This window comes from Enterococcus sp. BWB1-3 (assembly GCF_016745275.1).
In the GTDB taxonomy this organism is placed as follows: Bacteria; Bacillota; Bacilli; order Lactobacillales; family Enterococcaceae; genus Enterococcus_L.
In genome coordinates, this window is record NZ_JADOEP010000005.1 from 96,053 (window position 1) to 120,133 (window position 24,081).

Genomic DNA, 24,081 nt, shown 5'->3' on the forward strand with positions numbered 1-24,081 from the left:
TTGATTTAAAAAGTAATGTAGATATTTTAAAATCACTTCAATAAGGCATCTATATAAGTCTGTAGTTTTGAGGACTACAGGATTTTTATCTATATCTTCTTTTACCCATTCCCGCCATTCCGTTTTACCATATATATGTAATACAAAATAATATATATGGAGGTTTCCAATATGGAAAAACAGCAGAAAAAGAAAGTAAAGGAACTGGAGAAATTAGAAAAGGTAAAAATCGGCTACGCTCGTGTTTCATCTCAGGACGATCGGCAAAAATTAGGTTTGGAAGTTCAGACGGAAGCACTAAAGAATTGCGATATTATTTTCAGTGAGAAACAGTCTGGAGATAACGACAACCGCCCCGAACTGACAAATGCTATATCCCTTGTTAAACAACTAGCTAAGCAGAACAAACTTGTTACGCTACAGATTTACAAGCTAGACCGCCTCACTCGTAAAATGCTGGGTTCTGTTGCAAAGTTCTAAAATGAATATATTTTCCTTACGTTGATCCGGATCTTAAACTGGCATTTCCAATAAACCATTGATTTCTATGCAGACTGAAAAGCCGAAGAGAGTTCCCTCTTTTCGGCTTTTCTTGTAGATTCCGCGAATGGCTTCCATGCCCTTAATCTTGATGTAAGTTTCATCCATTTTCTGCGAATAAAAGGACTGTTTCTTTTTCCTTTTCCAGAGCTGGTATAATAGCTTACCATATTCCTGTACCCACCGATAAATCGTTGTGTGACTAACATGAATCCCACGATCATAAAGGATTTCTTGGACTTCTCGATAACTGAGGTTGTAACGAAGGTAGTAGCCAACGGCTACAATAATCACGTCTCTTTGAAATTGTTTTCCTTTAAAATGATTCCTGACTATTCCTCCGGCTATCTTTTGTACCTAGTGTAACCTAAAATCAGCTTATGGAAAACTTTACAACAGAACCGTTTAGCTGTCTAGCTTAATTTTACTATCGGCGTTATCATAACAGAATAGTCGAGATTCTTTGAATAGAAAAGTATTTCTCTTTTTTATTTTTCCTATAGTTAGTGGTATGATGGGAAAGAAGAATAATTTATGGGAGTGAAGAAACGGATGACAATCAACTGGCAAAAAGAAGTGGAAGATCGCAAAGAAGATCTCCTTGAAGATTTAAAAAACCTGTTGCGTATCAACAGTGAACGGGAAGATGATAAAGCAACAAAAGAAGCCCCGTTTGGACCAGGACCGAAAGCTGCATTGGAACACATGCTGTCCTATGGTGAACGTGATGGATTTACTGTTAAAAATGTTGATAACTATGCCGGTCATATTGAATATGGCGAAGGAACTGAAACATTAGGTGTCTTTGGACATATGGATGTAGTTCCTGCCGGTGATGGCTGGGATACGGACCCTTATGAGCCGGTAATTAAAGATGGAAAAATCTTTGCACGCGGTTCAAGCGATGATAAAGGACCAAGCATAGCTGCGTATTACGGCTTAAAAATCATTAAAGAGCTGGGCTTGCCGTTATCTAAGAAAATCCGTTTTGTTGTGGGTAGTGATGAAGAAAGCGGCTGGGCAGATATGGATTATTACTTCCAGCACGAAGAAGCGCCTGATTTCGGTTTTTCACCAGATGCTGAGTTTCCGATCATTAATGGAGAAAAAGGAAATGTGACAATTTTCGCTCAGTTTAAAGGAACAAACGGCGGGACATTTGAACTGCAGAGATTCCATTCCGGACTGAGAGTCAATATGGTTCCGGGAACAGCAGAAGCGATCTTTACAATTCCATCAGACTTGTCAACAGAAGCGTTCATTCTTTCCTTTAATGCTTTTCTTGCTGATTTACCGGTAGAAGGAGAAATCAGCATTGAGGATAATATTGTGACATTGAAAATTACTGGTAAAGGTGCACATGGTGCCAGCCCTCAGTCAGGAATTAATGCAGCCACATTCTTAGCAGACTTTATCAAGGACTATGATTTTGGCGGAGCTGCCAAAGCCTTCATCCACACAGCTGCTTTTATTCACGAAGATTTTTATGGAGAAAATCTGGGTGTTGCTTATGAAGATGAAAAGATGGGACGTTTAACAATGAATGCCGGCTTATTCAACTTTAATAAGGATGCTGAAGAAGGAAATTTGATCAGCCTGAACTTCCGCTACCCTAAAGGAATAACTGCAGATGAGCTGGAAGCTGGTGTTCGTCGGGCAATCGGCGGTCTGGAAACCGTGATTATTCAGGATGAGCGCAACCAGAAACCGCATTATGTTCCTACGGATGATCCATTGGTTAAAACTTTGCTGCAGGTTTATGAAGACCATACTGGAGAAAAAGGGGAAGAAAAAATTATCGGCGGCGGTACATACGGACGCTTGCTGAAACGTGGTGTTGCCTATGGTGCGATGTTCCCCGGTTATGTAGACACGATGCATCAGGCGAATGAATTTATGGAGCTGGATGATCTATTCCGGGCAGCGGTGATCTATGCGGATGCTATTTATCGTTTGGCGAAGTAAAGACTGTTTAAAATCATGTTTATTCAGTCTATAACCTAGATTCAAGGGGTGTCTTTGGCAAAAGGGCAGTTGAAAAACTGAATAAAAATGATGTTGAATCGGGAACTTGGCGGGATATAACTACTAAATATAGTAGAAAATCCCGCCAGTTTTTTTACCCAATTTCTTTGTTAGTTGATAGTCTAGCTTCCATAATATCAATTACATTTGAAGTTGTTTCGTCTTTAATATGTGTGTAATACTCTATCACAGTAATGTTCTTATATCCGAGACAACTTGTGGTGTGTTCTGCTGCTACACCAGCAATTATTGTTTGAGTAGCAAAGTTGTGTCTCATTACGTGAGGTATTACTTTAATGTTTGTTTCTGTAGAGACTAATTGAAAGTAACGGTTTAATTGAGACATGTTGAAGGGAAAAGTTGAAGCGACTTGTACGGTTGTCTATAAAGACAATGATACACAGTTGATCCATGAAATGTTTTATGAATTGACCCTTGAAACGATTGAAGATAATAAATCTTCGATTAAGGAGCTAAGGTGATGAAAAAAAGCATTTTTTTATTTTTGCAGCTCTTCTTCTCTCTGGTTGTTCTTCAAATAATAAGAATGATCAAACTGATAAAATCAGAGAACAGGAAAGACAAATTGAATGTTTGACTTCTGAAAAAAGAGAGCTTGAAAGGTTGCTTGAAAGTGAAAAGCGAGGTCAGGATAAAAGCGATCAGCTCCAAAAATTAAGAAGGAGTATCCGAAAATTGTCAAGGAATCTATTCATAGAATGACTAGCTGAGAATTGATACACTGCGCTTCGCTTTGATCACATCAACTTCTATGTATGAAACATACGAGAATTGACAGGCTTCACTAGGATTGCTTTAGCAGAGTAGATGAAGTCCTGCTACCTAGTCGGTGAAGAACCTGGAGCGCCTTATATTTTCAGGATCGTTTGGCTTATTTCTGAAGGAGTTGCTCCTGCGGTTACTCGTCGCAAAAAGAATTTTTGCTTTTGTTCCGCCGTGTATTCGGGGGTAGACACGAAGAGAATTTGGAATTTTATTTCTGTCTCACCGTCACCCTATTTCTACCCATCAGTCCTACTTGGCAAAGAGCCGCAAAAAATCGGCAGTAGGACTCTTTAAAAAGAGCTTCTGCCGATAAATAATTTGTTGAAAAGCTGAATAAACAGGGGGACAAGAAAAGAGCAGCCCCCGACCTTATCTTCCGTTCATCAAGTCGTCCAATTCAACAACTTTGCTGTACTCATCAATTTTTGATATACCAATCACTTTATCCAGATCGATGACAAAGGCAATGCCGTTGCCGGGCTTGAAAATTTTCATCTCGATACTTAAAGCATTTAACACAGTATTGGTCAGAGATTCAGGGACGATAGTGAGAACGATATCCTTTTCAGGCTCAATATCTATACCTAAAAAACGGCCTGCATCATGAACTCCGGAACCCCGTCCGTGAAGAATTGTACCGCCGGGGGCTCCTGCTTCTTTTGTGATTTCAATAACATCGGAACCGGTACCGCCGTCAACAATTGTTACGATTAATTCCAAATTTAAAGCCACTAATTTTTTCATATTACCCTTCGTCCTCCGCTAATTTTTGTAGTTCTAATTTATTTTTCTGATCCCGTTCATCGTTTAATTTATAAATATATCCCAAAACAAGTGTTGATAAAATTGGTGCCAGTGCAATCATTGCCACTACGCCAAAACCGTCAATTAAAGGATCTCGACCTTCCAGCTGACCTGCAATCGCCACACACATAGATAAAATAAATGTGGAGCACATGGGACCGGTTGCTACGCCGCCATTATCGAATGCCATTGCCAAAAACATTTTATCGACCTTTCTGCCTAAAAGAAAGACTAAGATGTAACCTGGAATTAAAAAGTAATAGAGAGAGAATCCTGCCAGAAGCCGCCACATGGATAAGCTGACTGCTGCTCCCACTCCGATTGAAACAAACAGCAGCATGATTTTTCCTCGAATACGACCTTCACTGATGTTCTCAATTTCTTTAACCATCACATGAATTGCTGGTTCGGCATAGCCGACCAAGAAGCCCATCAGAAAGCCTAAGGGAATTAAAATATAGTTATAGTCCAGTGAGGCCAGTGAAGCTCCCAAGTGTTTTCCTACAGGGACATAGGCAATATTTACGCCATGAAGAAATAGAATAAGACCGATAATTGTGATTAGAAATCCAATCATAATTTTAGCAAACCGTCGTTTTCTAAGTTTGAAGCTGATAAAATTCAGGACGACAAAAATAATAATAATAGGTGCCACAGCCATCAGGACTTCTTTGGTAACTTCCCCTAAGCCGCTAAACAGTCGAGTAGCAATTGTATCCACATTCATCGGAAGATAACCCCCAATGTCATAACTGCCAGGATAGGTCCCAGTGATGCTATTCCCACCATACCAAAGCTGTCGTTCTCACGTGGTTTTTGTTTGATCATTGATGTGACGCCGATAGCCAGCGATAGAATAAATGGAACGGTGATAGGTCCGGTGGTAACGCCGCCTGAATCAAAAGCGATAGGCATAAATTCCGGACTGGTGAAAAATGAAGCAATCAGCACAAAAACATAGCCGATCAGCATCATTTTGTAATAAGAAAATTTGAACATGATCCGCATTAATGCAAATGCCAGAAATATACCGGTGCCTACACTGACAACACCGAGAATCAGCAGCCGGGAAATTTCTCCGTCAGAGATCTCATTGACCTGCTGCCCCAGAACCTGTACAGATGGTTCTGCAATCGTAATAACAATTCCAATAAGGAATCCTAAACCAAGAATAATACTTAAGCTTTTCTTTTTGACCATAAATTTACCAACCAGGTCTCCCACTGCCATCATGGAATGGTCCGCCCCAAATAAAAACAGTGCCATTCCGATAATCATAATTCCTGCGCCGATTAAAAAAATAATCAGGTCTTCGGCTGGTAACGGTGCAAATGCAAAAGTTAAGATAATAATCAGCAAAGTCATTGGTGCAATAGCCATTAATACATCCTGAAATGATTTTCGCATGCATCCTCCTCCTTTGTATTTTTTTCGTACATTTTTAGTATAACCTAAAATAAATGTAATTTGGGGGTTGACGTGACATTGTTAAGTAATGTTAAAATAAAACTACCAAAGAACGTACGTTCTCTTTTGAAGGAAGGAGCAATTGCTGCTTTGAAGAAATTACTGAAAGAAGCAGGTTGTCTCAGAATGAAAAAAGGGACATAAAGACAAGATATTAGTAAGAAAAAGAAGGATAACGTATACTTAATTGGTGCAGCTTGAAGATTTCAAGGGGAAAAAGAGGTGGAGAGATGATAGAGTTTCAAGAGGTTTCAAAGAAATATGGGAATCAGACTGTCTTGACAGATAATAATCTGGCGATTCAAGATGGAGAATTTTTTGTTCTGGTTGGACCAAGCGGAAGCGGTAAGACGACTACACTTAAGATGATTAATCGTCTAATTGAACCGACTGAAGGGGATATTTATTTTGATCATAAGCGTATTATTGATTATGATCTGAAAGAGCTGCGGTTGAGAATCGGTTACGTTCTGCAGCAGATTGCCCTGTTTCCGAATATGACAGTAGCTGAAAATATTGAACTGATACCAGAAATGAAAAACTGGAAAAAAGATGAGCGCAGACAAAGAACCAGGGAACTTTTGGAAAAAGTCGGACTTTCCCCAGAAGAATATATGCAGAGAAAACCTTCAGAGTTGTCTGGCGGTGAACAGCAGCGTATTGGTATTCTGCGGGCAATCGCAGCAAAGCCTGATATTATTTTAATGGATGAGCCGTTCAGTGCACTGGACCCAATCTCCAAAAGCCAGCTGCAGCTGCTGATAAAAGAACTGCACAAAGAGCTGTCCGGCACAATCATTTTTGTTACCCATGATATGAATGAAGCCATGCTTTTAGGAGACCGCATTTGTATTATGAGAGACGGAGCAGTGATTCAGGTGGATAAACCGGATCAGATTAAAAAGCATCCGAAAAATGATTTTGTTGCACAGTTCTTCAAAAATGATTCACTCGGTCTGGCTGATTATCGTGTGGAGGATTTAGCAGCTATGGACTTGCTTGAAATAATAACGGGGACAGCAGGGCGATCAGTGACGATGGAAACAGGACTTGACGAAGTCGTCCGCCGGTTAGCTGCTAACGAAAAGTTGAACCTGCAGCTTGAGGAAAATCAGCAAGCGCAAGTTACTTCCCAGACAATTGTTGCATTTCTGCAACAGCAGTTAGAGGCAGGTGAACCGTTGGATGACTAATTTAATCGAAACATTTATGTCGAGGAAAGAAGATTATGCTCAGGCGCTGGTGGAGCATATTCAACTTTCTTTGCTGTCTCTGCTGATCGCCATTCTAATTGCTGTCCCTGTTGCTGTTTTATTAACACGCTACAAGAGAATTGCGGAAGCTGTTTTGCAGATTACAGGAATCTTTCAGACAATCCCATCACTGGCATTGCTGGGTCTTCTGATTCCATTGATTGGTATTGGCAGTCCACCGGCAATTATTGCACTGGTGATGTATGCCTTGTTTCCAATTCTGCAGAATACCTATACAGGTCTGACAGAGATTGATCCTTCACTGGAAGAGGCGGCAGAGGCATTTGGAATGTCCAAAAAAGAGAAGCTTGTGAAATTCGAGCTGCAGCTGGCATTGCCTTATGTCATTTCCGGTATACGGACAGCAGCAGTTATGATTATCGGGACAGCAACACTGGCAGCCTTGATTGGTGCCGGCGGATTGGGTTCGTTTATCCTTTTGGGGATTGATCGAAACAATGTTTCATTGATCTTAATCGGTGCGATTTCATCAGCCGTTCTGGCAGTGCTTTTCAATTATGGGATTCATCTGCTGGAAAAAGCAAGCGTGAAAAAGATTGTGACTGCCTTTGTTCTGTTGTTTGCTTTGCTGGTGGGTTCTTTTGTGTATACAACTTACGAAGGAGAACAAAAAAGACTGACTATTGCTGGAAAGCTTGGTGCTGAGCCGGATATTATCATTAATATGTACAGGGAACTGATTGAAGAAAATAGCGATGTTAAAGTAGAGCTGAAGCCGAACTTCGGTAAAACCACCTTCTTGTATAATGCGCTGAAATCAGGTGAGATTGACATTTATCCTGAATTCTCTGGAACGGTTTTGGAAACCTTTTTACCTGAAAATACCAATACATCCAATGATCCGGAGGAAGTGTATGAGTATGCAAGAGATGAGATTGCCAAACAAGACAATCTGGCTTATCTGGAACCAATGAGCTATCAAAATACTTATGCTGTGGCTGTGAAGAGAAGTTTTGCAGAAGAGTATAAGTTAAAAACAATTGAAGATTTGAAAGGAATCGCCAGTCAGCTGAAAGCCGGGTTTACTTTGGAATTTATTGATAGAGATGATGGCTATAAAGGAATAGAAAAGCTTTATGGTGTGACGATGAGTGTTCAATCTATGGAGCCGTCCCTGCGTTATCAGGCAATTGATAATGGGGATGTTAATGTGGTGGATGCCTACTCAACCGACAGTGAGCTGAAGCAGTATGATTTGGTTGTTCTGGAAGATAACAAGCAGCTGTTTCCGCCCTATCAGGGAGCTCCTCTGTTGAGAGAAGAAACGCTGGAAGAGTATCCAGAGCTGGAAGAATGGCTGTCTCCCCTAGTTGGAAAAATTACTGAGGAAGAAATGAGCGAAATGAATTATAAAGTGAATGTGGAAGGACAGGACCCGCAGGAAGTTGCTCATATGTATTTGGTTGAAAATGAGTTGATTAACGAATAAAAAAACAGGAACTATTCGTTTGACTTCTTATATAAGGAAATAGAATAGCCATTCTAATTTGAGAGCGGGACAAAAGCGATCAGCTCCGAGAATTAAGAAGAAATATCCGAAAATTGTCAAGGAATACTATTCATAGAATGAATAGCTGTGAATTGATACCTTCCTGGAGCTTCTCATACTTTCAGGATCGTTCGGCTTAATTCCGCAGGAGCTGCTCCTGCGGTTATTCGTCGCAAAAAGAATTTTTGCTTTTGTATCGCCGTTTATTCGGGGGTAGACACGAAGAGAGTTTGGAACTTTATTTCTGTCTCACTCTCAAAGCCGAATAAACGGTGTTCCAAACAAAGCTAAATTAAAATGTGTCCCTCCGGGTCTCGATTCACTCTGATCCTCGATACAAAGCTTTAAAGTCTTGCAAGCTTTGTTAAAAAGAGTAAAATTTACCATTAATAACTGATTTTTTTTACAAGTTTCGTTATAATGTAAGAAAATACTATACAGGAGCGTTGCAGATGAAAAAAGCAGACCGTCAGCGATTGATTCGGCAAATCATTACTGAAAATGAAATAGAGACACAGGAAGAATTAATTGCCCGTTTAGAAGCGGCAGGTGTAAAAGCAACTCAGGCCACTGTTTCTAGAGATGTAAGAGAAATGAGTATCGTGAAGACGCACGGTGCAGCTAATAAAGTAAAGTACGCTATTTTTTCTCAGCAGCAGACAGCAAGTCAAGAAGACAAGTTGAAAGAATCGGTAAAGGATTCCGTTATACGCATAGAAAAAGTTCAGTTCATGGTGATTGTACATACAGATATGGGCAGAGCGGATGTTGTAACAAATTTCCTTGATGAGGTAAATTATAGTGAGGTCGCAGGAACTGTAGCAGGAGTGGATACAATCATCATTATTGCACGATCAGAAGAGGATGCAGTAGCTATTGTCGAACGATTTGAAGCAATGATGAGGAATGAATAAAAAAAAGAGCTGAAATTGAAGGGAGAACTGACTACATGGATTTAAAAGCGTTGCAGAATGGCTCTGATTTTCGAGGAATCGCAGTAAGTACAGAAGAGTATACCGCAAACCTAACAGTGGAACAGGTGAAGAAAATCGGTATTGGCATGCTTCACTGGCTGATTGATCAAAAAGGACTCAAAGATAAATTTGAATCAGGAGTACTGAAAATCGGTATTGGTCACGACAGCAGAATTACAGCAGGAGAACTGAAACAGGCGTTGGTTGACAGCTTTACAACACATCAGGTTCAGGTGCTGGATTTTGGCTTGGCAACAACACCAGCGATGTTCATGGCAACACAATTTCCTCAATATGACTGCGATGCTGCAATCATGATTACGGCCAGTCACTTGCCTTACTATTTCAATGGGTTAAAACTGTTTACCAAATCAGGAGGGGCAGAGAAAGCAGATATTACATATATTGCTGATCATGCTGACAAAGAACTCCCTGAATCAACAGGAACAGTTGTAAAGAAAGACATTTTGACGGACTACGCAGCGGATATGGCGGCGAAAATTAAGAAGGGGATGAAAACAGAAGCAGACAAGCCGTTAGCCGGATTCCGTATTATTGTGGATGCAGGAAACGGCGCCGGTGGATTCTTTGCTGAAAAGGTACTGGGAGCATTAGGTGCGGATACAACAGGCTCACAATTTCTGGAGCCGGACGGCACATTTCCAAATCATATACCTAATCCGGACAATAAAGAAGCAATGGACAGTATTCGTCAGGCGGTGCTGGATAATCAGGCAGACTTGGGTGTTATTTTCGACACAGATGTTGACCGTTCGGCGGTTGTTGATCGGACAGGTGAAGTCATTAACCGCAACAATCTGATTGCTGTACTTGCTACCATTGTGCTGGAAGAGTATCCGGGCAGCAGTATTGTAACTAATTCACCGACTTCCAGCCATTTAAAAGCGTTTATTGAAGAAAAAGGCGGGAAACAGGTCCGCTATATCTCAGGCTACAGAAACGTTATCAATAAAATGATTGAACTGAATCAGCAGGGCATCGAAACACCTCTGGCAATTGAAACCAGCGGGCATGCAGCATTCAAAGAAAATTATGATTTAGACGATGGGGCGTATGTAATTGCTAAATTACTGATGCTTTTGCCCCGCTTGAAGGAAGAAGGAAAAACAGTCAGTGATTTGATTCTCAGCTTGAAACAACCTGTTGAAGTACAGGAGGTTCGTTTTAAAATTCTTGCTGAGCAGGTGCGAAAATATGGTGAACAAGTAATTGCTGATATGGCTGAGTTTGCGGAAAAGACACCAGGACTTTCCGTTGATCCTGAAAATGATGAAGGCATTAGAGTAGATGCAGCAGAACACTACGGCAGCGGCTGGTATCTTTTAAGAATGAGTCTTCATGAACCGCTGTTGGTACTTCAAGTGGAAAATGACGAGGCAGGTAAGAATCAGGTGGTTTTTGAAACGCTGCAGGGATTCTTTGAATCATATGATTTATTGGACAAGACAAAATTAGAGGATGTACTGAAATAGTACGCTTATAAAAAAGAGGTTGTGCCAAAGCTTCTCCATGCGACGAGTAATCACAGAGACATGGGGGAGCTTTGCTCCTACGCTTCTTCGAATGCTCGTCGCATGTCTGGGGGGCATGTAGGAACTTGCTCCTACGGTTTCTTCGAATGCTCGTCGCATGTCTGGGGGGCATGTAGGAACTTGCTCCTACGCTTCTTCGAATGCTCGTCGCATGTCTGGGGGGCATGTAGGAACTTGCTCCTACGGTTTCTTCGAATGCTCGTCGCATGTCTGGGGGGCACGTAGGAACTTGCTTCTACGCTTTTTCGAATGCTCGAATCATACAAAGACTGGAACACCGTGTATTCGGTTTTTAGGGGATATGACATATTTTTGTCACATCCCTTTTTGCATTAATTACGAATGGAAAATTTACTCAATAGATGGCGCAGTAAATAAGTTTTACCATAACCCCGGATTTGCCTGAACAAGAATCTCTTGGTTGGTAAACGGGTGAATCAGATGAAGTTCATAAGCGTGCAGCATTAATCGTCCTTCTGTAGACGGGGCATATAAAGGATCATTGATAATTGGATGACCTTCACTCGCCAGATGAACACGTATCTGATGTGTTCTGCCGGTTTCAAGTGAACAGAAAACCGCTGTTTGCCGCGCAACCGAATCATAAAAAGCTTTTTCAATATGAGTGACAGCCAAAGCGCCTTTTTGCTGATCAATGACGCGCTTTCTTCGATCATGCCGATGCCGGCCGATATTTTTTCGAATTGTCCATTTTTCTTTATCAATCTTTCCGGAAACAAGCGCCTGATAGTGCCGGGAAATTTGTTTTGTTTCCAGCATGCGGCTTAAAATCGGCAGTATGAAAGGATTTTTGGCAAAGACAATACAGCCACTAGTTTCTGTATCCAAACGATGAACAACATAGGGAAATTGATTTTTCGGCTCAAGATACGCAGCCAGCTGATTTAAAAAAGTATTTTGTTCATCAGGTTCGTTAGGATGTGTTTTAATTCCTGCAGGCTTATTTAAAATAATCAAATGTTCATCTTCAAAGAGAATATCCAATGGAACAGCTATGCCGATCTGTGCTTTTGGTGTCGAATAATCGCCGCCTTCAAAGGTTAGAATAATTTGGTCACCGGCTTTTACAGGAAAATGAAATGGAACGGGTTGTCCATTCACAGAAACATTTTTTCGTATACGCAGAAAATGCCGGACTTTTTTTGGAACCAGCCAGTTTTTTTCCAGCAGGCTGCTGACAGAACACTCCTGGAAATCTTCAGGTAAAGTGATGGAAATCTCCATATATAATTACTCCTCTGTTTATAGTAAAGGCTCAAATACTTATGTTTTCCAGTGTAGCAAATTAAGAGGGAAGGTCAATAGGGATTATGAATTTGTTTGCAGCTTGAAGTTGAGTTGATGGATGAAGAGGCAGTTCGCTTTTCTTAGTTAATCCATTATGAAAGCTGCATTTAGGAGAATTAGTAAAAAAGACAAAAAAGTACCCGCCCTTTGGGGGAGGGCGGGAAAAGGAGTTAAAAATGAAAAAGTGTTGTGTTAGGGTTTGTTTAATTGGTATGAATATATAATAGCTTGAAGATGTGAATTTTTTGTGTAGGAAACCTTTCGAAAGTGTAAAAGATTTACTAATGAATTATTAAATACTGAGAAATTTTGAAAAGCTGCAACAGAAATCTTATCAGGGAAAAAGTTCTTACCCGTGATTGAAGAGCGTATTCGCCATGTCATGGATTTTGAGAATTTAAAAAATGGGAAGATAAATGGGCACCTTAAAATAGCTTTCTATTTTTTGACTGTAAAAATATTTTTAGCAGAGCAATAGAAAAAAATAAAAAAGTACCCGCCCTTTGGGGGAGGGCGGGAAAGGAGTTAAAAATGAAAAAGTGTTGTGTTAGGGTTTGTTTTGGTATGTCTTTATATTACAAGGGAGATGTGAATTTTTTGTGTCTATTTTTTTGATAAATTTAAAAAAATGCATGATGAAACTTTAGCTTTTATTAACATCTTTTAAAAGTAAACTCTTTGAGAACAGATAGACGGGACCGTGATATAAGCATGTCTGAGATCCCTAAAACCGAATAAACGGTGTTCCAGTCTTTGTATGATTCGAGCATTCGAAGAAGCGTAGAAGCAAAGCTTCTTCATGCCTCTGTGATTACTTGTCGCATGGAGAAGCTTTGGCACAACCTCGTTCTAATAGGGTGGCTTGACTGTGGTCTCAATAGCAGGGGCGGCAGACTCTGGATGTAGACAGCGTGTACAAGTACACATCCTATTAAATTCTTAATATTTTCTACATAATTTCAAAAGGAAATCATGGTAAAATGTGGGAAACTGCGTCTTAGCAGGTTTAAAAATCATTCTCTAGGCTTATAGAACAGCCTGTCAATTATGTTAGAATAAGGAAAACATTAAAAGAGGAGCGTCTATGGATTTTAAAGAATTTATGAGAAAGACGGGCAGCGTTTTAAAACGATTTTGGCTTTGGCTGAAGCCTTATCTGATTCGTCTGCATCAGTGGCGAAAACGTCTTTGGAAAAAATATCAGATTAATAAAATCATTCTGCTGTTGGGAATGGTTACTGTATTGGTTATCAGCATTTATTTATTTACATTGGCAAAAGCCGCAAACGTAAAAACGCTGAAGGAAGGTCTTCAGCAGTCAACGATTATTTATGATGAAAATAATGACGAAGCCGGAAAGCTTTTTGGTCAGAAAGGAACGTATATTGAGCTGGCACAGATTTCTCCTTATATTCAGGATGCGGTAATTTCCACAGAAGACCGCAACTTTTATAATCACAGCGGATATGACATCAAAGGAATTGCACGTGCAGTTGTCGGCAAGCTGACCTTTGGCAAACTTGGTCACGGCGGTGGGAGTACCATTACACAGCAGCTGGCTAAAAACGCCTATTTAACGCAGGAACAAACCTTTGATCGTAAAGCCAAAGAACTATTTCTGGCAATTGAAATTGAGAAAAAGTATTCAAAAGAAGACATCCTGACCATGTATCTCAATAACTCGTATTTTGGCAACGGAGTTTGGGGTGTTGAAGATGCCGCCAAAAAATATTTTGGTGTCAGTGCTTCTGAAGTTACCGTTGGTGAAGCGGCAGCACTGGTTGGTATGCTGAAAGGACCGGGGATTTTCAATCCGATTGACTATCCTGAAAATGCGGCAAATCGACGAGATACTGTTCTTCAATTAATGGTCGAAAATGAAATGCTTGATCAGGAAACAGCGAATGCAGAAGCAGATGTGGATATTGCCGGCTTGTTATATGATGGATATGAAGGAACCGGAGCAGACTATCGTTATCCGTATTACTTTGATGCTGTAGTGGATGAAGCTGTACAGCGCTATAAAATATCAGAGGAGGATCTGCTGAATAAGGGCTATAAGATTTATACAGCATTAAATCAAAGCTATCAGCAGGCGATGGATCAGACTTACTTAAATGAGGTACTGTTTCCTCCAAATGCAGAAGATGGAGTACAGGTTGAAAGTGGCTCTGTGGCACTAAATCCTAAAACGGGCGGTGTTCAGGCGATAGTCGGCGGTCGTGGCGATCATGTGTATCGCGGCTTTAACTTTGCTACACAGACAAAGCGTTCACCAGGTTCTTCTTTAAAGCCTATTTCTGTTTATACGCCAGCCTTGGAGGCAGGATACAAGCCTGACAGCATTTTACAGGATCAGCTGCAGGATTACTATCCGGCACAGAACTTCAGCCGTACATTTAGCGGAGAAGTTCCGATGTATCAGGCACTCGGCGATAGTCTGAATGCCCCGGCAATCTGGCTGTTGAATCAGATAGGCCTGGACAAAGGTTATGATAAAACCAAGCAATTTGGTATTCCGCTAAATGAAGCCGATAAACGTTATCCGCTAGCTTTGGGAAGTATTGAAACAGGTGTTTCTCCGTTGGATATGGCAGCAGCCTATACAGCGTTTGCAAATGGCGGACAGCTGATGGAAGCCCATCTGATTACCAAAATTGTAGATTCGACTGGAGCAGTTGTGGTAGATAACAGTGAGCCAAGTGGTTCACAGATCATCTCTCAGGAAACGGCAGATGAAATTACCAGTATGCTTTTAGGTGTATTCAGTTCAGGAAGCGGAATAAATGCAGACCCTTATGGGTATGTGATGGCCGGAAAAACCGGAACAACGGAAACGGGATTTGACAGTACGAAAACAAATGATCAGTGGGTTATTGGTTATACACCGGACGTTGTGATTGCCACTTGGCTGGGCTATGAACATACAGATGAAACCCATTATTTGGAAGGGACCAGTGCTACATTTGCTTCCAACGTCTTTAGCAGTCAGGCAGGCGGGATTTTGGCTAATATAGCTTCTCCGTCTTCGTTCACAGTAGCAGATGCCTATGCAACCGGCGGACAGGTAGTTGCTTCAGGTGAAGCGGCTTCTGATGCTGGAACCAGCGGCTGGAAGGACAGTGTGAAGGATATTGGTGATCAGGTACAGGAAGGTGCCAAGAACATCGGGGATCAGATCAAAGAAGGCTGGGAAAATACAAAAGAGGGCGTAAAAGATTTCTTTGGCGGACTGATGGGTGAATAAGATTTTTAAAAAGACATGAAACAATGTTACAATAAAAGAAACTATCTAGAAGAAATGAGGACGAACCTGTGACGAATATCTATGATACAGCAAACCAGCTAGAACGTGAATTGAGAACATTAACTGAATTTGAAGCCCTGGAGCAGGCTTACAAGGCTGTGCAGGCAGATGAACCAGCATTTAAATTGTTTAAAGAATTCCAGTCTTTCCAACAGGAATTACAGGAAAAACAAATGCGCGGAGAAGATTTTTCAGAAGAAGATGCGCAAAAAGCCCAAAGTCTGGCAACGGAAGTTCAGGGGACGGAATTAATCAATAAAATGATGGAAAAAGAACAGGCCTTCAGCATGATTGTAAACGATTTGAATCGTATTATCATGACACCTATTCGGGATTTATACGAAAACTAAGAAACGAAACAGCAGAAAAAATAGAGAGAACCGCCGCTGAATGCTTCAGCTGCGGTTTTTCTTTTTTAGAATAGAAAAAGCAAACCTTCATAAAAACCATCAACTTTATTAAAAGAGGGTTGAAAAAATGAAAACCGAACGAATTTTCGTATATTTTTACTGACCGATTTTCCATAAAATGATATGATAAAGAAAAGCTTGAAGGATGGAGAAGCATTTAAAATGAAATTATTGCATATAGCAGATTTACATATGGATCGATCATTTGAAGGGTTGCCGGATTTGCCGGAAGCACTGGCAGAAAAACTTCGAACAGCCAATCGGCAGGTACTGCATCAACTTGTTGATGCTGCCTTGACCAATCAAGTGGATGCGGTGATTTTTTCCGGGGATACGTTTCATCAAAGCAGGACGTCTATTCAGACTCAGGCTTATTTCTTTGAGGAGCTCCAGAGGCTTACCAGTGAAGAAATTCATGTGATCATCAGCTTCGGCAATCATGATTATTTTGATCCGGAACGCTATTGGTTCAATTTTCCGGAAAATGTTTATTTATTCGAAAAAGAAGAGGTTGAAACCCACTATTTTATAACAAAACAGAATGAGCGGGTGGCAGTTTCGGGATTTAGTTACCTGCAGCCGTGGATTGAGGAAAGCAAACTGCCCGAGTATCCCGCTCGATCAGCAGATTCAGATATTCATATTGGCGTATACCATGGGGATGTATCTATGGGGGATCAGTCCAGATATGCACCGTTTTCTCTGGGAGAAATGAAAGCTTTTGGCTATGATTACTGGGCGTTGGGGCATATTCATCAGCCGCAGATTCTAAGTGCAGACCCGTTGATTGTCTATCCGGGAACGCCTCAGGGGCATACAAAAAAAGAGCAGGGGATTCAAGGAGCCGGATTAGTGACACTGGGAGATCACCATGCCGCTACACAGTTTATTTCTGTTGAAGAAGTTCGCTGGGAATATTCTGAATATTCTCTGGCAGACTGCCAAACGAAGAAAGAGGCACTGGCATATTTAGAAGCAGAGCTGCTGAGGCAGGCACATCAGTACAACACGTTTATATTGAATGAAATTCAATTAAACGACACACATCAATTGGGTGAAGAGTTTGTGATGTCCTGTGAAAATGGGGAAATCCTAGCTTATCTCCAACAGGCTTTGGCAAATCAGGTACAGAACCTGTTTGTCTTTCAGCTGTCAGTTAAAGAAAGCTCTGCATTTCAGAAAATTCTTGTTACTGCCGATCCAAGGCTGCTTGATCAGCTTGAAAAAAACTATCTGCAGCCTGAAATTTTCATGGAAGCAACAAAAGAGCTGCAGCAGCATCCGGTAATTTCTCATCTGGGGCTGACAGATGAGGCTTGGCGGAAAAACTGTGTGAAGCTAGCAGATCAGCGAATAAAAGAACGTTTTAGAATTCAGGAGGATCAATAATGAAAATCCTTTCAATAGAGATTGTCGGCTTTGGGAAATGGAATCAGAAAACCATTGATTTTTCAGGAAGCAATCAGCTTGTCTATGGCAGTAATGAAGCTGGAAAATCCACGATTTATCAGTTTATCCAAGCTCTTCTATTTGGGTTTCCTGCTAAAGGGAAAAAAAGAAAGAGTTATCTTCCGAAAAATGGCGGCAGCTATGGTGGACGCTTATGGTTGAAGCATCCGGTTTATGGAAAGGTTCAAATTGAGCGTTTTAAAGAAATGAATAAAGGGCAGGCCAAAGTCTATATAGGGGAACAGGTCGGGGATGAAGAACTCCTGAAAAAGGTTCTTCATCCGTTAACGAAAGAGCTTTTTCAATCCGTTTTTACCTTTCAACAGGAACAGCTGTCTCAGCTGGGAAATCTTGAGGAAGAAGAGTTGCAGACAGCTTTGCTGGCTCTGGGGATTTCCGGAAGCGATCAGCTGTTGAAGACACGAGAGGCTTATTTCAAACAGGCACAGGAAATCTATAAGAGTAAAGGAGCCCGACCGCCGCTGAACAGTTTGTTGACAGCTTACCAGAAACTGTCTGAAAAAATCAGAAATAAAGAGCAGGAAGAGCAGACATTTGGTTCTGTGGTGGCCCAGCTCAAGCAAACAAGTGAAGCTATTGCAGAGCAGCGCTTACGAGTTAGTGAAAGAAAAGAACAATTGAGTCTAGTGGAAAAGCAACTGATTAACTATCCGCTTTTTGAAGAGCTGCAGAAACTCCAAAAACAAATACATCCGAATAAAATAACCGTAGAACCTCAAGAAAGCGAGCATCTGCTGGCTCTTTATCAGGAACACAAATTTTTGAAGCAGGAAACAGAGCGTCTAAATAGAACTTTGCAGGAATCGTTTGATGGAGAAGAGCTGTTGCCAGAGTATTTATTTTACCTGAGGGAAGAAGAAAATTTGAAGTCTTTTCTGGCTCAGCGTTATACCATCAGCAAGCTGCTGTCTGAAATCGGCTGGATGAGAGAATCCGCTACTCAGAACAAGCAGGAACTGTTCGCTCTTGAACAAAAATGGGACTGGACCGAAGAACAGCCTCCGCATCTTTTTTTTGAAGATCAGCAGCTGAAGGAGCTTCGTGAAAAATTTATCACGCAAAGGGTTCAAATGCAGACGGAGGAAGAAAATCAGCGCTCTCTTATTGAGAGTCTGGATAGTCAGGAAAAAAACTTGGAAGCTTTTGAGTCAGCCAATCAAAAGATTTTCCAACGAAATCAAAGAAAAAGGAAGCACCAAACCAATACAGCATTGTTGTTAGGCTTGCTTCTGGCAGCACTCATGGGTGTGGTCGGCGGCCTGCTGCTGAGCTCTCCAGTTTGCTGGCTGTCATGGATTTTCGCCCTGATTTGCGGAGGAACAGCCGGAGCTGTATTCTTTCTTCCGCAGAGAAGTACAGAGGATGAAGTGAAGCAGCAATGGCAGCAGAAGCTGTCTAATTTAGACTATCTGAGTGCACAGTTGAATCAGACAGAAGAACGGATGGCTAGGATTGAAAAAGAAGAAGCTCAATTAAATAAGTATATTTTTGAGCAAGCCAGAGCAAATCATTTAGGGAAAATGAACCGCCTGGAGCTTTGGATGAACCATAAAGAAGATATCAAACGTTATCTTCTGCTGATGAACACAAACAAAGAACTGTTTCGTCAGATAGAAACAGAAAGTAAAACTGCCGGTGATTGGCTGAAGCAGACTGAGCGTTACGTGAACTGGCTGCCGATTGTTGGGAAAAATTTGGAAGAACGAGTAAAAATTATCAGTAATTTTACTGACCAGATGGAGCAGCATCGTCTGCTGCAGGAGAGTCGGACAGATAGTTACACAAAACAGTCGATCAAGGAAGTAAAAGAGAAACAGCATAGAGTATTTGAAGAAGCACAGCCGCTCCTTTATAAATATCAGATTTTAGCTATTGATGATGTACCAGAAAAGCTGCAGGATTATCAGCAGACTCAGACAACAGACAGTCGAAAGAAGGAACTGGAGCGGCTTCTGATGAATCTCTATGAAGAAAATACTACTTTAAGCCAGCTCAATGATCGGAAGTATCAGTTGAATGCTGAATTGAAGGGGGCAGAAGATGAAATTTTCCATCTTCAAAAAGAGGAACAGCGTCTGGATTATCAAAGAAAGCTGATGATTGAAGATGGAACGCTTGACCAGCTGTACCAAAAACGTGAAGGAATGAGAGCTGAAATTGAGGCACTTGCTTCTGACTGGACAGGGTATAAACTGGCTGGTCAGCTGTTAATGGATTTGCTGACAGAATTATCTGATCAACAGCTTCCTTCACTGCTGAAAAAGGCGACCTATTATTTTTCTGTAGTGACAGCTGATGCATATCTAAAGGTACAGCTGGAGAATGAGCAGTTGATCGTTAAGGATGCTGCAGGTCGGGATTTTGCGATTTACGATCTTTCGACCGGAACGAAAGATCAGCTGGTGATGGCTGTCCGCCTAGCATTTTTGGCTCTCATGGGAGAAAAAAGCATCTGTCCGGTAATGATTGATGACGGATGGCTGCATTATGACAGCCAAAGGAAACGACATTTGGCAAAGCTGTTTAGACTTTTTGGAGAAAACCATCAAATTATTTGTTTTTCTTCTGACCAAGAAATGGTAAGCTACTATCAAGAGGAAAAACAGCCTGTTGTACAACTGGAGGGAGAATAGACATGAAGAAAATTCGTGAATTAGCTGTAGATGAAATCTTTGAATTATTTTTACTGATAAAAAATGCAGATGTACGTATTGCAAAAAACGGCAAGAAATTTATCGCTTTTACGTTTCAGGATACTTCTGGAACGATTGATGGAAAGTACTGGGACGCATCAGAAGAAGAAATCCAGCGGTTTGAAGCCGGGAAGGTCATTTTCCTAAACGGCAAGAGAGAAGTTTATCAGGGAAATCCTCAGGTGAAAATTATCCATATGCGCCTCGCGCGCTCTGATGAACCCAATGAGCCTTCTGTCTATATGGAACGGGCACCATTGAAGCGGGAGGATATGGCAGAAGAAATCAATCAGACTATTTTTGAAATTACCAATGCCCGCTGGCAAAGGATTGTTCGTCATTTGCTGACGAAGTATCAGAAAGAATTCTTCGATTTTCCTGCTGCTAAACGCAATCATCATGCTTTTGCTCATGGTCTGGCATATCATACACTGACTATGCTGAGACTTGGAAAGTCCATTTGTACAGAATATCCTGAGGTGAATGCGCCATTGCTGTATGCAGGAATTATTCTTCATGACTTGGGAAAAGTAAAAGAACTTTCTGGTGCCATGAGTACAGAATATACACTAGTGGGAAATTTGATTGGTCATCTGGTTTTGGTGGATGAAGAAATTACGAAAGCCTGTGCAGCATTGAAAATTGATGAGACAGAAGAAGATGTCACGCTGTTACGGCATATGGTTCTTTCACATCACGGCTTGCTGGAATACGGGTCTCCTGTAAGACCAAGACTTATGGAAGCGGAAATTCTGCATCAAATTGATAATATGGATGCATCCATCCAAATGATGCTGACCTCTATTCGTCAGACAGAACCGGGGGATTATACGGATCGGATCTTTGGAATGGATAATCGAAGTTTTTATGTTCCAAAAAAATAGAAAATAACGAATTAATCAAAGTAATCAGTCGAGAAGCCCTGTTTTTAAGGGGCTTCTTTTTTTGTAGAAAAATAATTAGTTCCACAGAGAAAAAACACTGTTTGGTAAAAATTGATGGGAAATAATGAAAAGGTAACCTAGCTAATCAAAAATATATTCATCTGTTAAATATAAATTTATCGAAATAAAAATAACCATTTTCAAATTTTTTATCAGAAAATTTCAATTTGTAAAATAACAGTAATTTTTTCTGTTTATTCGGAATTAAAACCTCACTTTATATAAAATACAATTTGAGAATAAATACTATAAAAGAACATAAAACAATTTAATCAACGAAAAAATTTTAGATATATAGATAACATTTATATTTTAAAACAAAAAAAAATTTGTTTTTTGTAAGCATTGTATTAGATTTAAATTTTTTTCGATCCTATAATCTACTCAGATACGTTGGCGCTAAGAAAACAAAATGAAAGGAAGAGATGTGAGTGAGTGTTAAGGGAGGGAGAATTAGGAGTAGCTATAAGCGTTTTCTTAGTATAAAAGATTTATTTGTTTGCAGCCTCGTTATCAACTTGTTCGTCGCAGGGTCATTTGCAGGGATGCTCGGGTATTTTTTTCGCAGTGAAGAAGCTTCAGCAGCTGTACTGGATGTAGAGATATTATCTAATTTACAGACAGTCAATAACAGTAACACAACGCCAACAGTGAGATGGCAGCCTACAGTCAGTAATCAGGCCGTAGATTTTACAATTACGGGTGAAGCACTGGCAAATGTATCAGTGAATTTGACAGGTAAGAAATATGGTGTGCTGGTTATTCCACCGGAACTGGCAAACAAAGTAACCGCCAGAGGACAGGCTACAGTTAATACCAATGTGACGGTGGATATTAGTAAGGTAGCGGTGCTGACTGCAACATTGACGGCAGTCAACAATCTGGTTAATTTGCTTTCAGATATTCAAAACGGAGCGATTGCTCCATTAACCGGTGTTACGTTAAATCTGGATGAAGTGAACAGACAAATCAATTTATTGAATTCTGTTGGTAGTTTGAGTGCTGCTCAATTTATCCAGCCGATGACGCTGACCGATGATGGTCGTGCACTGTATTTTTCATTAGATGATGGTTTAGGACCTATTCTGGCGAACAATGTTTCGACAATTTTAACTGACTTGTCCAATGCAGTAAATGCGTTGCAGGCAACAGGAACAGGGCTTATTGGCACCGCCTCAGCTCTGACGATTAATACGGTATTGGCTCCGGTAAAATTATCAGTTACATCAGCAATTGCCGCTGCAAAACCTTTACTCACATTGGGAGGTACAGGAGTCCAGCAGTTAGCGGATGCCTCTGCATTAGGCAATACGACCATTAATATGCCTACCAATGTTTCAGGACCGGGCAGTATCACCAGTAACTTGGATGCTGAATTTACCGGAACAGTTATCAGATCCAACCTGATCGATGTCAATTTACTGAGTACAGCTGATGCTGTCTCAACAATCTATTTTGCTGGAGAAACATTTGTGCTGGATCAAACATTACTGCCGGATTCATTAAACTTCGGGACTCATTCTATTCAGACCAAGCTGGATGAGACCTTTGCAGCAACTCAGGGAGGGGCTGCCGGAGGAGCCGATACGGTGGGAACAATTCAAGTGACAGATACACGATCGACAGCCAAAAACTGGCAGGTCAAAGTGACGCGTGTTGGGCAGTTGACAAACGAGGCTGCCGCGCTGGGAGCCGCCAAACTTAAAATCTATGGCGGAACTTTGACATCAGATTTTTCCTCTGCCAATGTACGAAGTATCAGTGGTACAACGATGGATCTGTCTGATAATACGCAGCAGGAAGTTATGGCTGTTTTTGGAACTTCTACAACCGGAACAGCTAAACTTGAGATTCCAAAGTTTGAATTGTTTGTTCCAAAGAATACCGATAAGCAAACCGGGCAATATAACACGAAACTTGTATGGACTGTAACAGAGAGTCCCTAGTGAGGAGGAATGGTGAAATTGTTAAAGCAGATTAATTGTTTCTTGTTAATTTTGGGAAGCATCACCCTGACTTTCTTATTTTCCTCACAACAGGCTCAGGCAACTGTTACAAATGGAAATATCCATTACTTTGAGGAGAGTAGTACAGAAAGTTCTACCCAATCTGAAAGTTCCACTGACGACAGCTCTTCTACAAGTGAGAGCAGCACTACAAACAGCAGCAGTACCAGTACTACTGACACTCAGAATTCAGGCGCTCCTACGCAGCCTCAAAATTCCGGGCAGTCTGCTCCAATTGTCAAAGAAGGTACGGATGGGAATTTTCTAAAAACCAACGACACGGTCAATTATCTTTTTGTTGTCGTGGGAGTAATCTTTGTATTAATCGCTATTTATAATTTGAAAAGGATATAGGGGGAGAAAAACATGAAAAAACATACAACTATTTTATTATCTGCTGCGATTTTATTAGGAATTGGCTTAGGCTTTGGTACTACAAGCTTTGCGGAGGACAAAACCACAGATGCGACAGTAAACTATGCACCAGGGGAATTGATCTTTGATCCGGAAACAGGCGATCCGGCTGCATCATTACCAACCAACTTGAACTTCGGTTCACACAAAATTCAGTCAACTGAAGATGAAATTTGGGTTGCAACAGTTGATGGTGTACAAACATCAGCATTGACTACCGGAGCGGTTGCTGTGAGTGATAACCGTGGCGATGAAGCTTCAGGCTGGTCAGTAAAAGTACTACAAACAGATCAATTCAGTGATGGCACAAGCGAATTGACAGGTGCAGCACTTTCTATTGATGCCGGTGCAATTACAAATAATCTGAGCTCTATCCCAACAGGTGCTACAATTGCCAACAGTACGTTAGATTTAGAATTAGGAACAACAGCAGATGTTTTAACAGCAGCACCTGGTGAAGGTGAAGGGGAAACATCTTTGGCGTTAACTAAATTTGAATTGTTTGTTCCTAAAGATGTAGATAAAAATGAAGCAAATTATCAAACAACACTTACTTGGACATTATCAGCTACACCAGTTTAAAAACTAAATGAACGAAATCGGGGCAAAATCTGTAC

Annotated in this window: 21 protein-coding genes and 1 pseudogene; 16 read left to right on the top strand and 6 right to left on the bottom strand. The window is 40.9% G+C overall.

The genetic code is table 11. From position 1 onward, the window contains the following. Positions 1 to 171: 171 nt before the first annotated feature. Complete coding sequence (locus tag IW492_RS05510; protein ID WP_229442296.1) at positions 172 to 480, top strand: recombinase family protein; 309 nt, start codon at positions 172 to 174, stop codon at positions 478 to 480. A gap of 138 nt (positions 481 to 618) precedes the next feature. On the opposite strand, the pseudogene IW492_RS05515 reads toward IW492_RS05510, so the two are convergent. Next, a pseudogene (locus IW492_RS05515) lies at positions 619 to 876 on the bottom strand (IS6 family transposase); the annotation flags it as partial. A 216-nt stretch (positions 877 to 1,092) separates the two neighbouring features. Between IW492_RS05515 and pepV the strand changes: the two are divergent. Further along, the gene (gene pepV / locus IW492_RS05520) at positions 1,093 to 2,505 is read left to right on the top strand and encodes a dipeptidase PepV (RefSeq protein WP_202066706.1); all 1,413 of its coding nucleotides are present in this window, start codon (positions 1,093 to 1,095) and stop codon (positions 2,503 to 2,505) included. Between the two features lie 154 nt (positions 2,506 to 2,659). On the opposite strand, the gene IW492_RS18615 is transcribed toward pepV, so the two are convergent. Continuing rightward, on the bottom strand, positions 2,660 to 2,911 hold the full coding sequence (locus tag IW492_RS18615) for a tyrosine-type recombinase/integrase (protein WP_202066425.1): 252 nt from the start codon (positions 2,909 to 2,911) through the stop codon (positions 2,660 to 2,662). Here IW492_RS18615 and IW492_RS05530 point away from each other — a divergent pair. Then, complete coding sequence (locus tag IW492_RS05530; protein ID WP_202066428.1) at positions 2,910 to 3,047, top strand: hypothetical protein; 138 nt, start codon at positions 2,910 to 2,912, stop codon at positions 3,045 to 3,047. The genes IW492_RS18615 and IW492_RS05530 overlap by 2 nt on opposite strands. Before the next feature lie 673 nt (positions 3,048 to 3,720). Here the strand turns inward: IW492_RS05530 and IW492_RS05535 are convergent. The 3 genes from IW492_RS05535 to IW492_RS05545 are packed head-to-tail and all read right to left on the bottom strand — an operon-like array spanning position 3,721 to position 5,562. Then, positions 3,721 to 4,095, bottom strand: coding sequence for a P-II family nitrogen regulator (locus tag IW492_RS05535; RefSeq protein ID WP_202066430.1), 375 nt, complete (start codon positions 4,093 to 4,095; stop codon positions 3,721 to 3,723). 1 nt (position 4,096) lies between these two features. After that, positions 4,097 to 4,882, bottom strand: coding sequence for a DUF1538 domain-containing protein (locus IW492_RS05540; protein ID WP_202066432.1), 786 nt, complete (start codon positions 4,880 to 4,882; stop codon positions 4,097 to 4,099). Next, the gene (locus tag IW492_RS05545) at positions 4,879 to 5,562 is read right to left on the bottom strand and encodes a DUF1538 domain-containing protein (RefSeq protein WP_202066434.1); all 684 of its coding nucleotides are present in this window, start codon (positions 5,560 to 5,562) and stop codon (positions 4,879 to 4,881) included. Before IW492_RS05545 ends, IW492_RS05540 begins: the two co-directional genes overlap by 4 nt. Positions 5,563 to 5,634: 72 nt before the next feature. On the opposite strand from IW492_RS05545, the gene IW492_RS18330 reads away from it, so the two are divergent. The 5 genes from IW492_RS18330 (at position 5,635) to IW492_RS05565 (ending at position 10,852) form a co-directional block, all read left to right on the top strand. Next, positions 5,635 to 5,766: a hypothetical protein gene (locus tag IW492_RS18330; protein WP_269160917.1), complete on the top strand. Its 132-nt coding sequence runs from the start codon at positions 5,635 to 5,637 to the stop codon at positions 5,764 to 5,766. A gap of 86 nt (positions 5,767 to 5,852) precedes the next feature. Beyond that, the gene (locus tag IW492_RS05550) at positions 5,853 to 6,815 is read left to right on the top strand and encodes an ABC transporter ATP-binding protein (protein ID WP_202066442.1); all 963 of its coding nucleotides are present in this window, start codon (positions 5,853 to 5,855) and stop codon (positions 6,813 to 6,815) included. Then, positions 6,808 to 8,325, top strand: coding sequence for an ABC transporter permease/substrate-binding protein (locus IW492_RS05555; RefSeq protein WP_202066444.1), 1,518 nt, complete (start codon positions 6,808 to 6,810; stop codon positions 8,323 to 8,325). The genes IW492_RS05550 and IW492_RS05555 overlap by 8 nt, the downstream gene beginning before the upstream one ends. 512 nt (positions 8,326 to 8,837) lie before the next feature. Continuing rightward, positions 8,838 to 9,299, top strand: coding sequence for an arginine repressor (gene argR, locus IW492_RS05560; RefSeq protein ID WP_202066445.1), 462 nt, complete (start codon positions 8,838 to 8,840; stop codon positions 9,297 to 9,299). Positions 9,300 to 9,334: 35 nt separating this feature from the next. Beyond that, on the top strand, positions 9,335 to 10,852 hold the full coding sequence (locus IW492_RS05565) for a phosphomannomutase/phosphoglucomutase (protein ID WP_202066446.1): 1,518 nt from the start codon (positions 9,335 to 9,337) through the stop codon (positions 10,850 to 10,852). 441 nt (positions 10,853 to 11,293) lie between these two features. Here the strand turns inward: IW492_RS05565 and IW492_RS05570 are convergent, their stop codons facing one another. After that, positions 11,294 to 12,157 (bottom strand): RluA family pseudouridine synthase, encoded by an 864-nt coding sequence (locus IW492_RS05570; protein WP_202066447.1) that lies wholly within the window; start codon positions 12,155 to 12,157, stop codon positions 11,294 to 11,296. A 1,147-nt stretch (positions 12,158 to 13,304) separates the two neighbouring features. Here IW492_RS05570 and IW492_RS05575 point away from each other — a divergent pair. The 8 genes from IW492_RS05575 (at position 13,305) to IW492_RS05610 (ending at position 24,046) form a co-directional block, all read left to right on the top strand. Further along, complete coding sequence (locus IW492_RS05575) at positions 13,305 to 15,467, top strand: PBP1A family penicillin-binding protein (protein ID WP_202066448.1); 2,163 nt, start codon at positions 13,305 to 13,307, stop codon at positions 15,465 to 15,467. Between the two features lie 68 nt (positions 15,468 to 15,535). Beyond that, positions 15,536 to 15,877, top strand: a complete 342-nt coding sequence (locus IW492_RS05580; RefSeq protein ID WP_202066450.1) for a YlbF family regulator — start codon at positions 15,536 to 15,538, stop codon at positions 15,875 to 15,877. A gap of 222 nt (positions 15,878 to 16,099) precedes the next feature. After that, complete coding sequence (locus tag IW492_RS05585; RefSeq protein ID WP_202066452.1) at positions 16,100 to 17,326, top strand: metallophosphoesterase family protein; 1,227 nt, start codon at positions 16,100 to 16,102, stop codon at positions 17,324 to 17,326. Beyond that, the gene (locus IW492_RS05590; protein WP_202066454.1) at positions 17,326 to 20,040 is read left to right on the top strand and encodes an ATP-binding protein; all 2,715 of its coding nucleotides are present in this window, start codon (positions 17,326 to 17,328) and stop codon (positions 20,038 to 20,040) included. Before IW492_RS05585 ends, IW492_RS05590 begins: the two co-directional genes overlap by 1 nt. A gap of 2 nt (positions 20,041 to 20,042) precedes the next feature. Then, positions 20,043 to 20,984 carry a 3'-5' exoribonuclease YhaM family protein gene (locus tag IW492_RS05595; protein ID WP_202066456.1) on the top strand — a complete coding sequence of 314 codons (942 nt, stop codon included), beginning with the start codon at positions 20,043 to 20,045 and terminating at the stop codon, positions 20,982 to 20,984. Between the two features lie 491 nt (positions 20,985 to 21,475). Continuing rightward, entirely contained in the window at positions 21,476 to 22,990 is a 1,515-nt protein-coding gene (locus IW492_RS18510; protein ID WP_202066463.1) for an adhesive domain-containing protein, read from the top strand. Between the two features lie 9 nt (positions 22,991 to 22,999). Next, complete coding sequence (locus IW492_RS05605; RefSeq protein WP_202066465.1) at positions 23,000 to 23,404, top strand: hypothetical protein; 405 nt, start codon at positions 23,000 to 23,002, stop codon at positions 23,402 to 23,404. A gap of 12 nt (positions 23,405 to 23,416) precedes the next feature. After that, complete coding sequence (locus IW492_RS05610; protein ID WP_202066467.1) at positions 23,417 to 24,046, top strand: WxL domain-containing protein; 630 nt, start codon at positions 23,417 to 23,419, stop codon at positions 24,044 to 24,046. The last annotated feature ends 35 nt before the right edge of the window (positions 24,047 to 24,081 follow it).

Excerpts from the sequence above, each read along its gene's own strand:
- IW492_RS05535 (WP_202066430.1), bottom strand. The coding sequence starts at position 4,095 with ATGAAAAAATTAGTGGCTTTAAATTTGGAATTAATCGTAACAATTGTT.
- IW492_RS05530 (WP_202066428.1), top strand. The coding sequence starts at position 2,910 with ATGTTGAAGGGAAAAGTTGAAGCGACTTGTACGGTTGTCTATAAAGAC.
- IW492_RS05540 (WP_202066432.1), bottom strand. The coding sequence starts at position 4,882 with ATGAATGTGGATACAATTGCTACTCGACTGTTTAGCGGCTTAGGGGAA.
- IW492_RS05510 (WP_229442296.1), top strand. The coding sequence starts at position 172 with ATGGAAAAACAGCAGAAAAAGAAAGTAAAGGAACTGGAGAAATTAGAA.
- IW492_RS05545 (WP_202066434.1), bottom strand. The coding sequence starts at position 5,562 with ATGCGAAAATCATTTCAGGATGTATTAATGGCTATTGCACCAATGACT.
- IW492_RS05610 (WP_202066467.1), top strand. The coding sequence starts at position 23,417 with ATGAAAAAACATACAACTATTTTATTATCTGCTGCGATTTTATTAGGA.
- IW492_RS05595 (WP_202066456.1), top strand. The coding sequence starts at position 20,043 with ATGAAGAAAATTCGTGAATTAGCTGTAGATGAAATCTTTGAATTATTT.
- IW492_RS05605 (WP_202066465.1), top strand. The coding sequence starts at position 23,000 with ATGGTGAAATTGTTAAAGCAGATTAATTGTTTCTTGTTAATTTTGGGA.
- IW492_RS05585 (WP_202066452.1), top strand. The coding sequence starts at position 16,100 with ATGAAATTATTGCATATAGCAGATTTACATATGGATCGATCATTTGAA.
- pepV (WP_202066706.1), top strand. The coding sequence starts at position 1,093 with ATGACAATCAACTGGCAAAAAGAAGTGGAAGATCGCAAAGAAGATCTC.
- argR (WP_202066445.1), top strand. The coding sequence starts at position 8,838 with ATGAAAAAAGCAGACCGTCAGCGATTGATTCGGCAAATCATTACTGAA.
- IW492_RS05570 (WP_202066447.1), bottom strand. The coding sequence starts at position 12,157 with ATGGAGATTTCCATCACTTTACCTGAAGATTTCCAGGAGTGTTCTGTC.
- IW492_RS05555 (WP_202066444.1), top strand. The coding sequence starts at position 6,808 with ATGACTAATTTAATCGAAACATTTATGTCGAGGAAAGAAGATTATGCT.
- IW492_RS18615 (WP_202066425.1), bottom strand. The coding sequence starts at position 2,911 with ATGTCTCAATTAAACCGTTACTTTCAATTAGTCTCTACAGAAACAAAC.
- IW492_RS05550 (WP_202066442.1), top strand. The coding sequence starts at position 5,853 with ATGATAGAGTTTCAAGAGGTTTCAAAGAAATATGGGAATCAGACTGTC.
- IW492_RS05575 (WP_202066448.1), top strand. The coding sequence starts at position 13,305 with ATGGATTTTAAAGAATTTATGAGAAAGACGGGCAGCGTTTTAAAACGA.
- IW492_RS05565 (WP_202066446.1), top strand. The coding sequence starts at position 9,335 with ATGGATTTAAAAGCGTTGCAGAATGGCTCTGATTTTCGAGGAATCGCA.
- IW492_RS05590 (WP_202066454.1), top strand. The coding sequence starts at position 17,326 with ATGAAAATCCTTTCAATAGAGATTGTCGGCTTTGGGAAATGGAATCAG.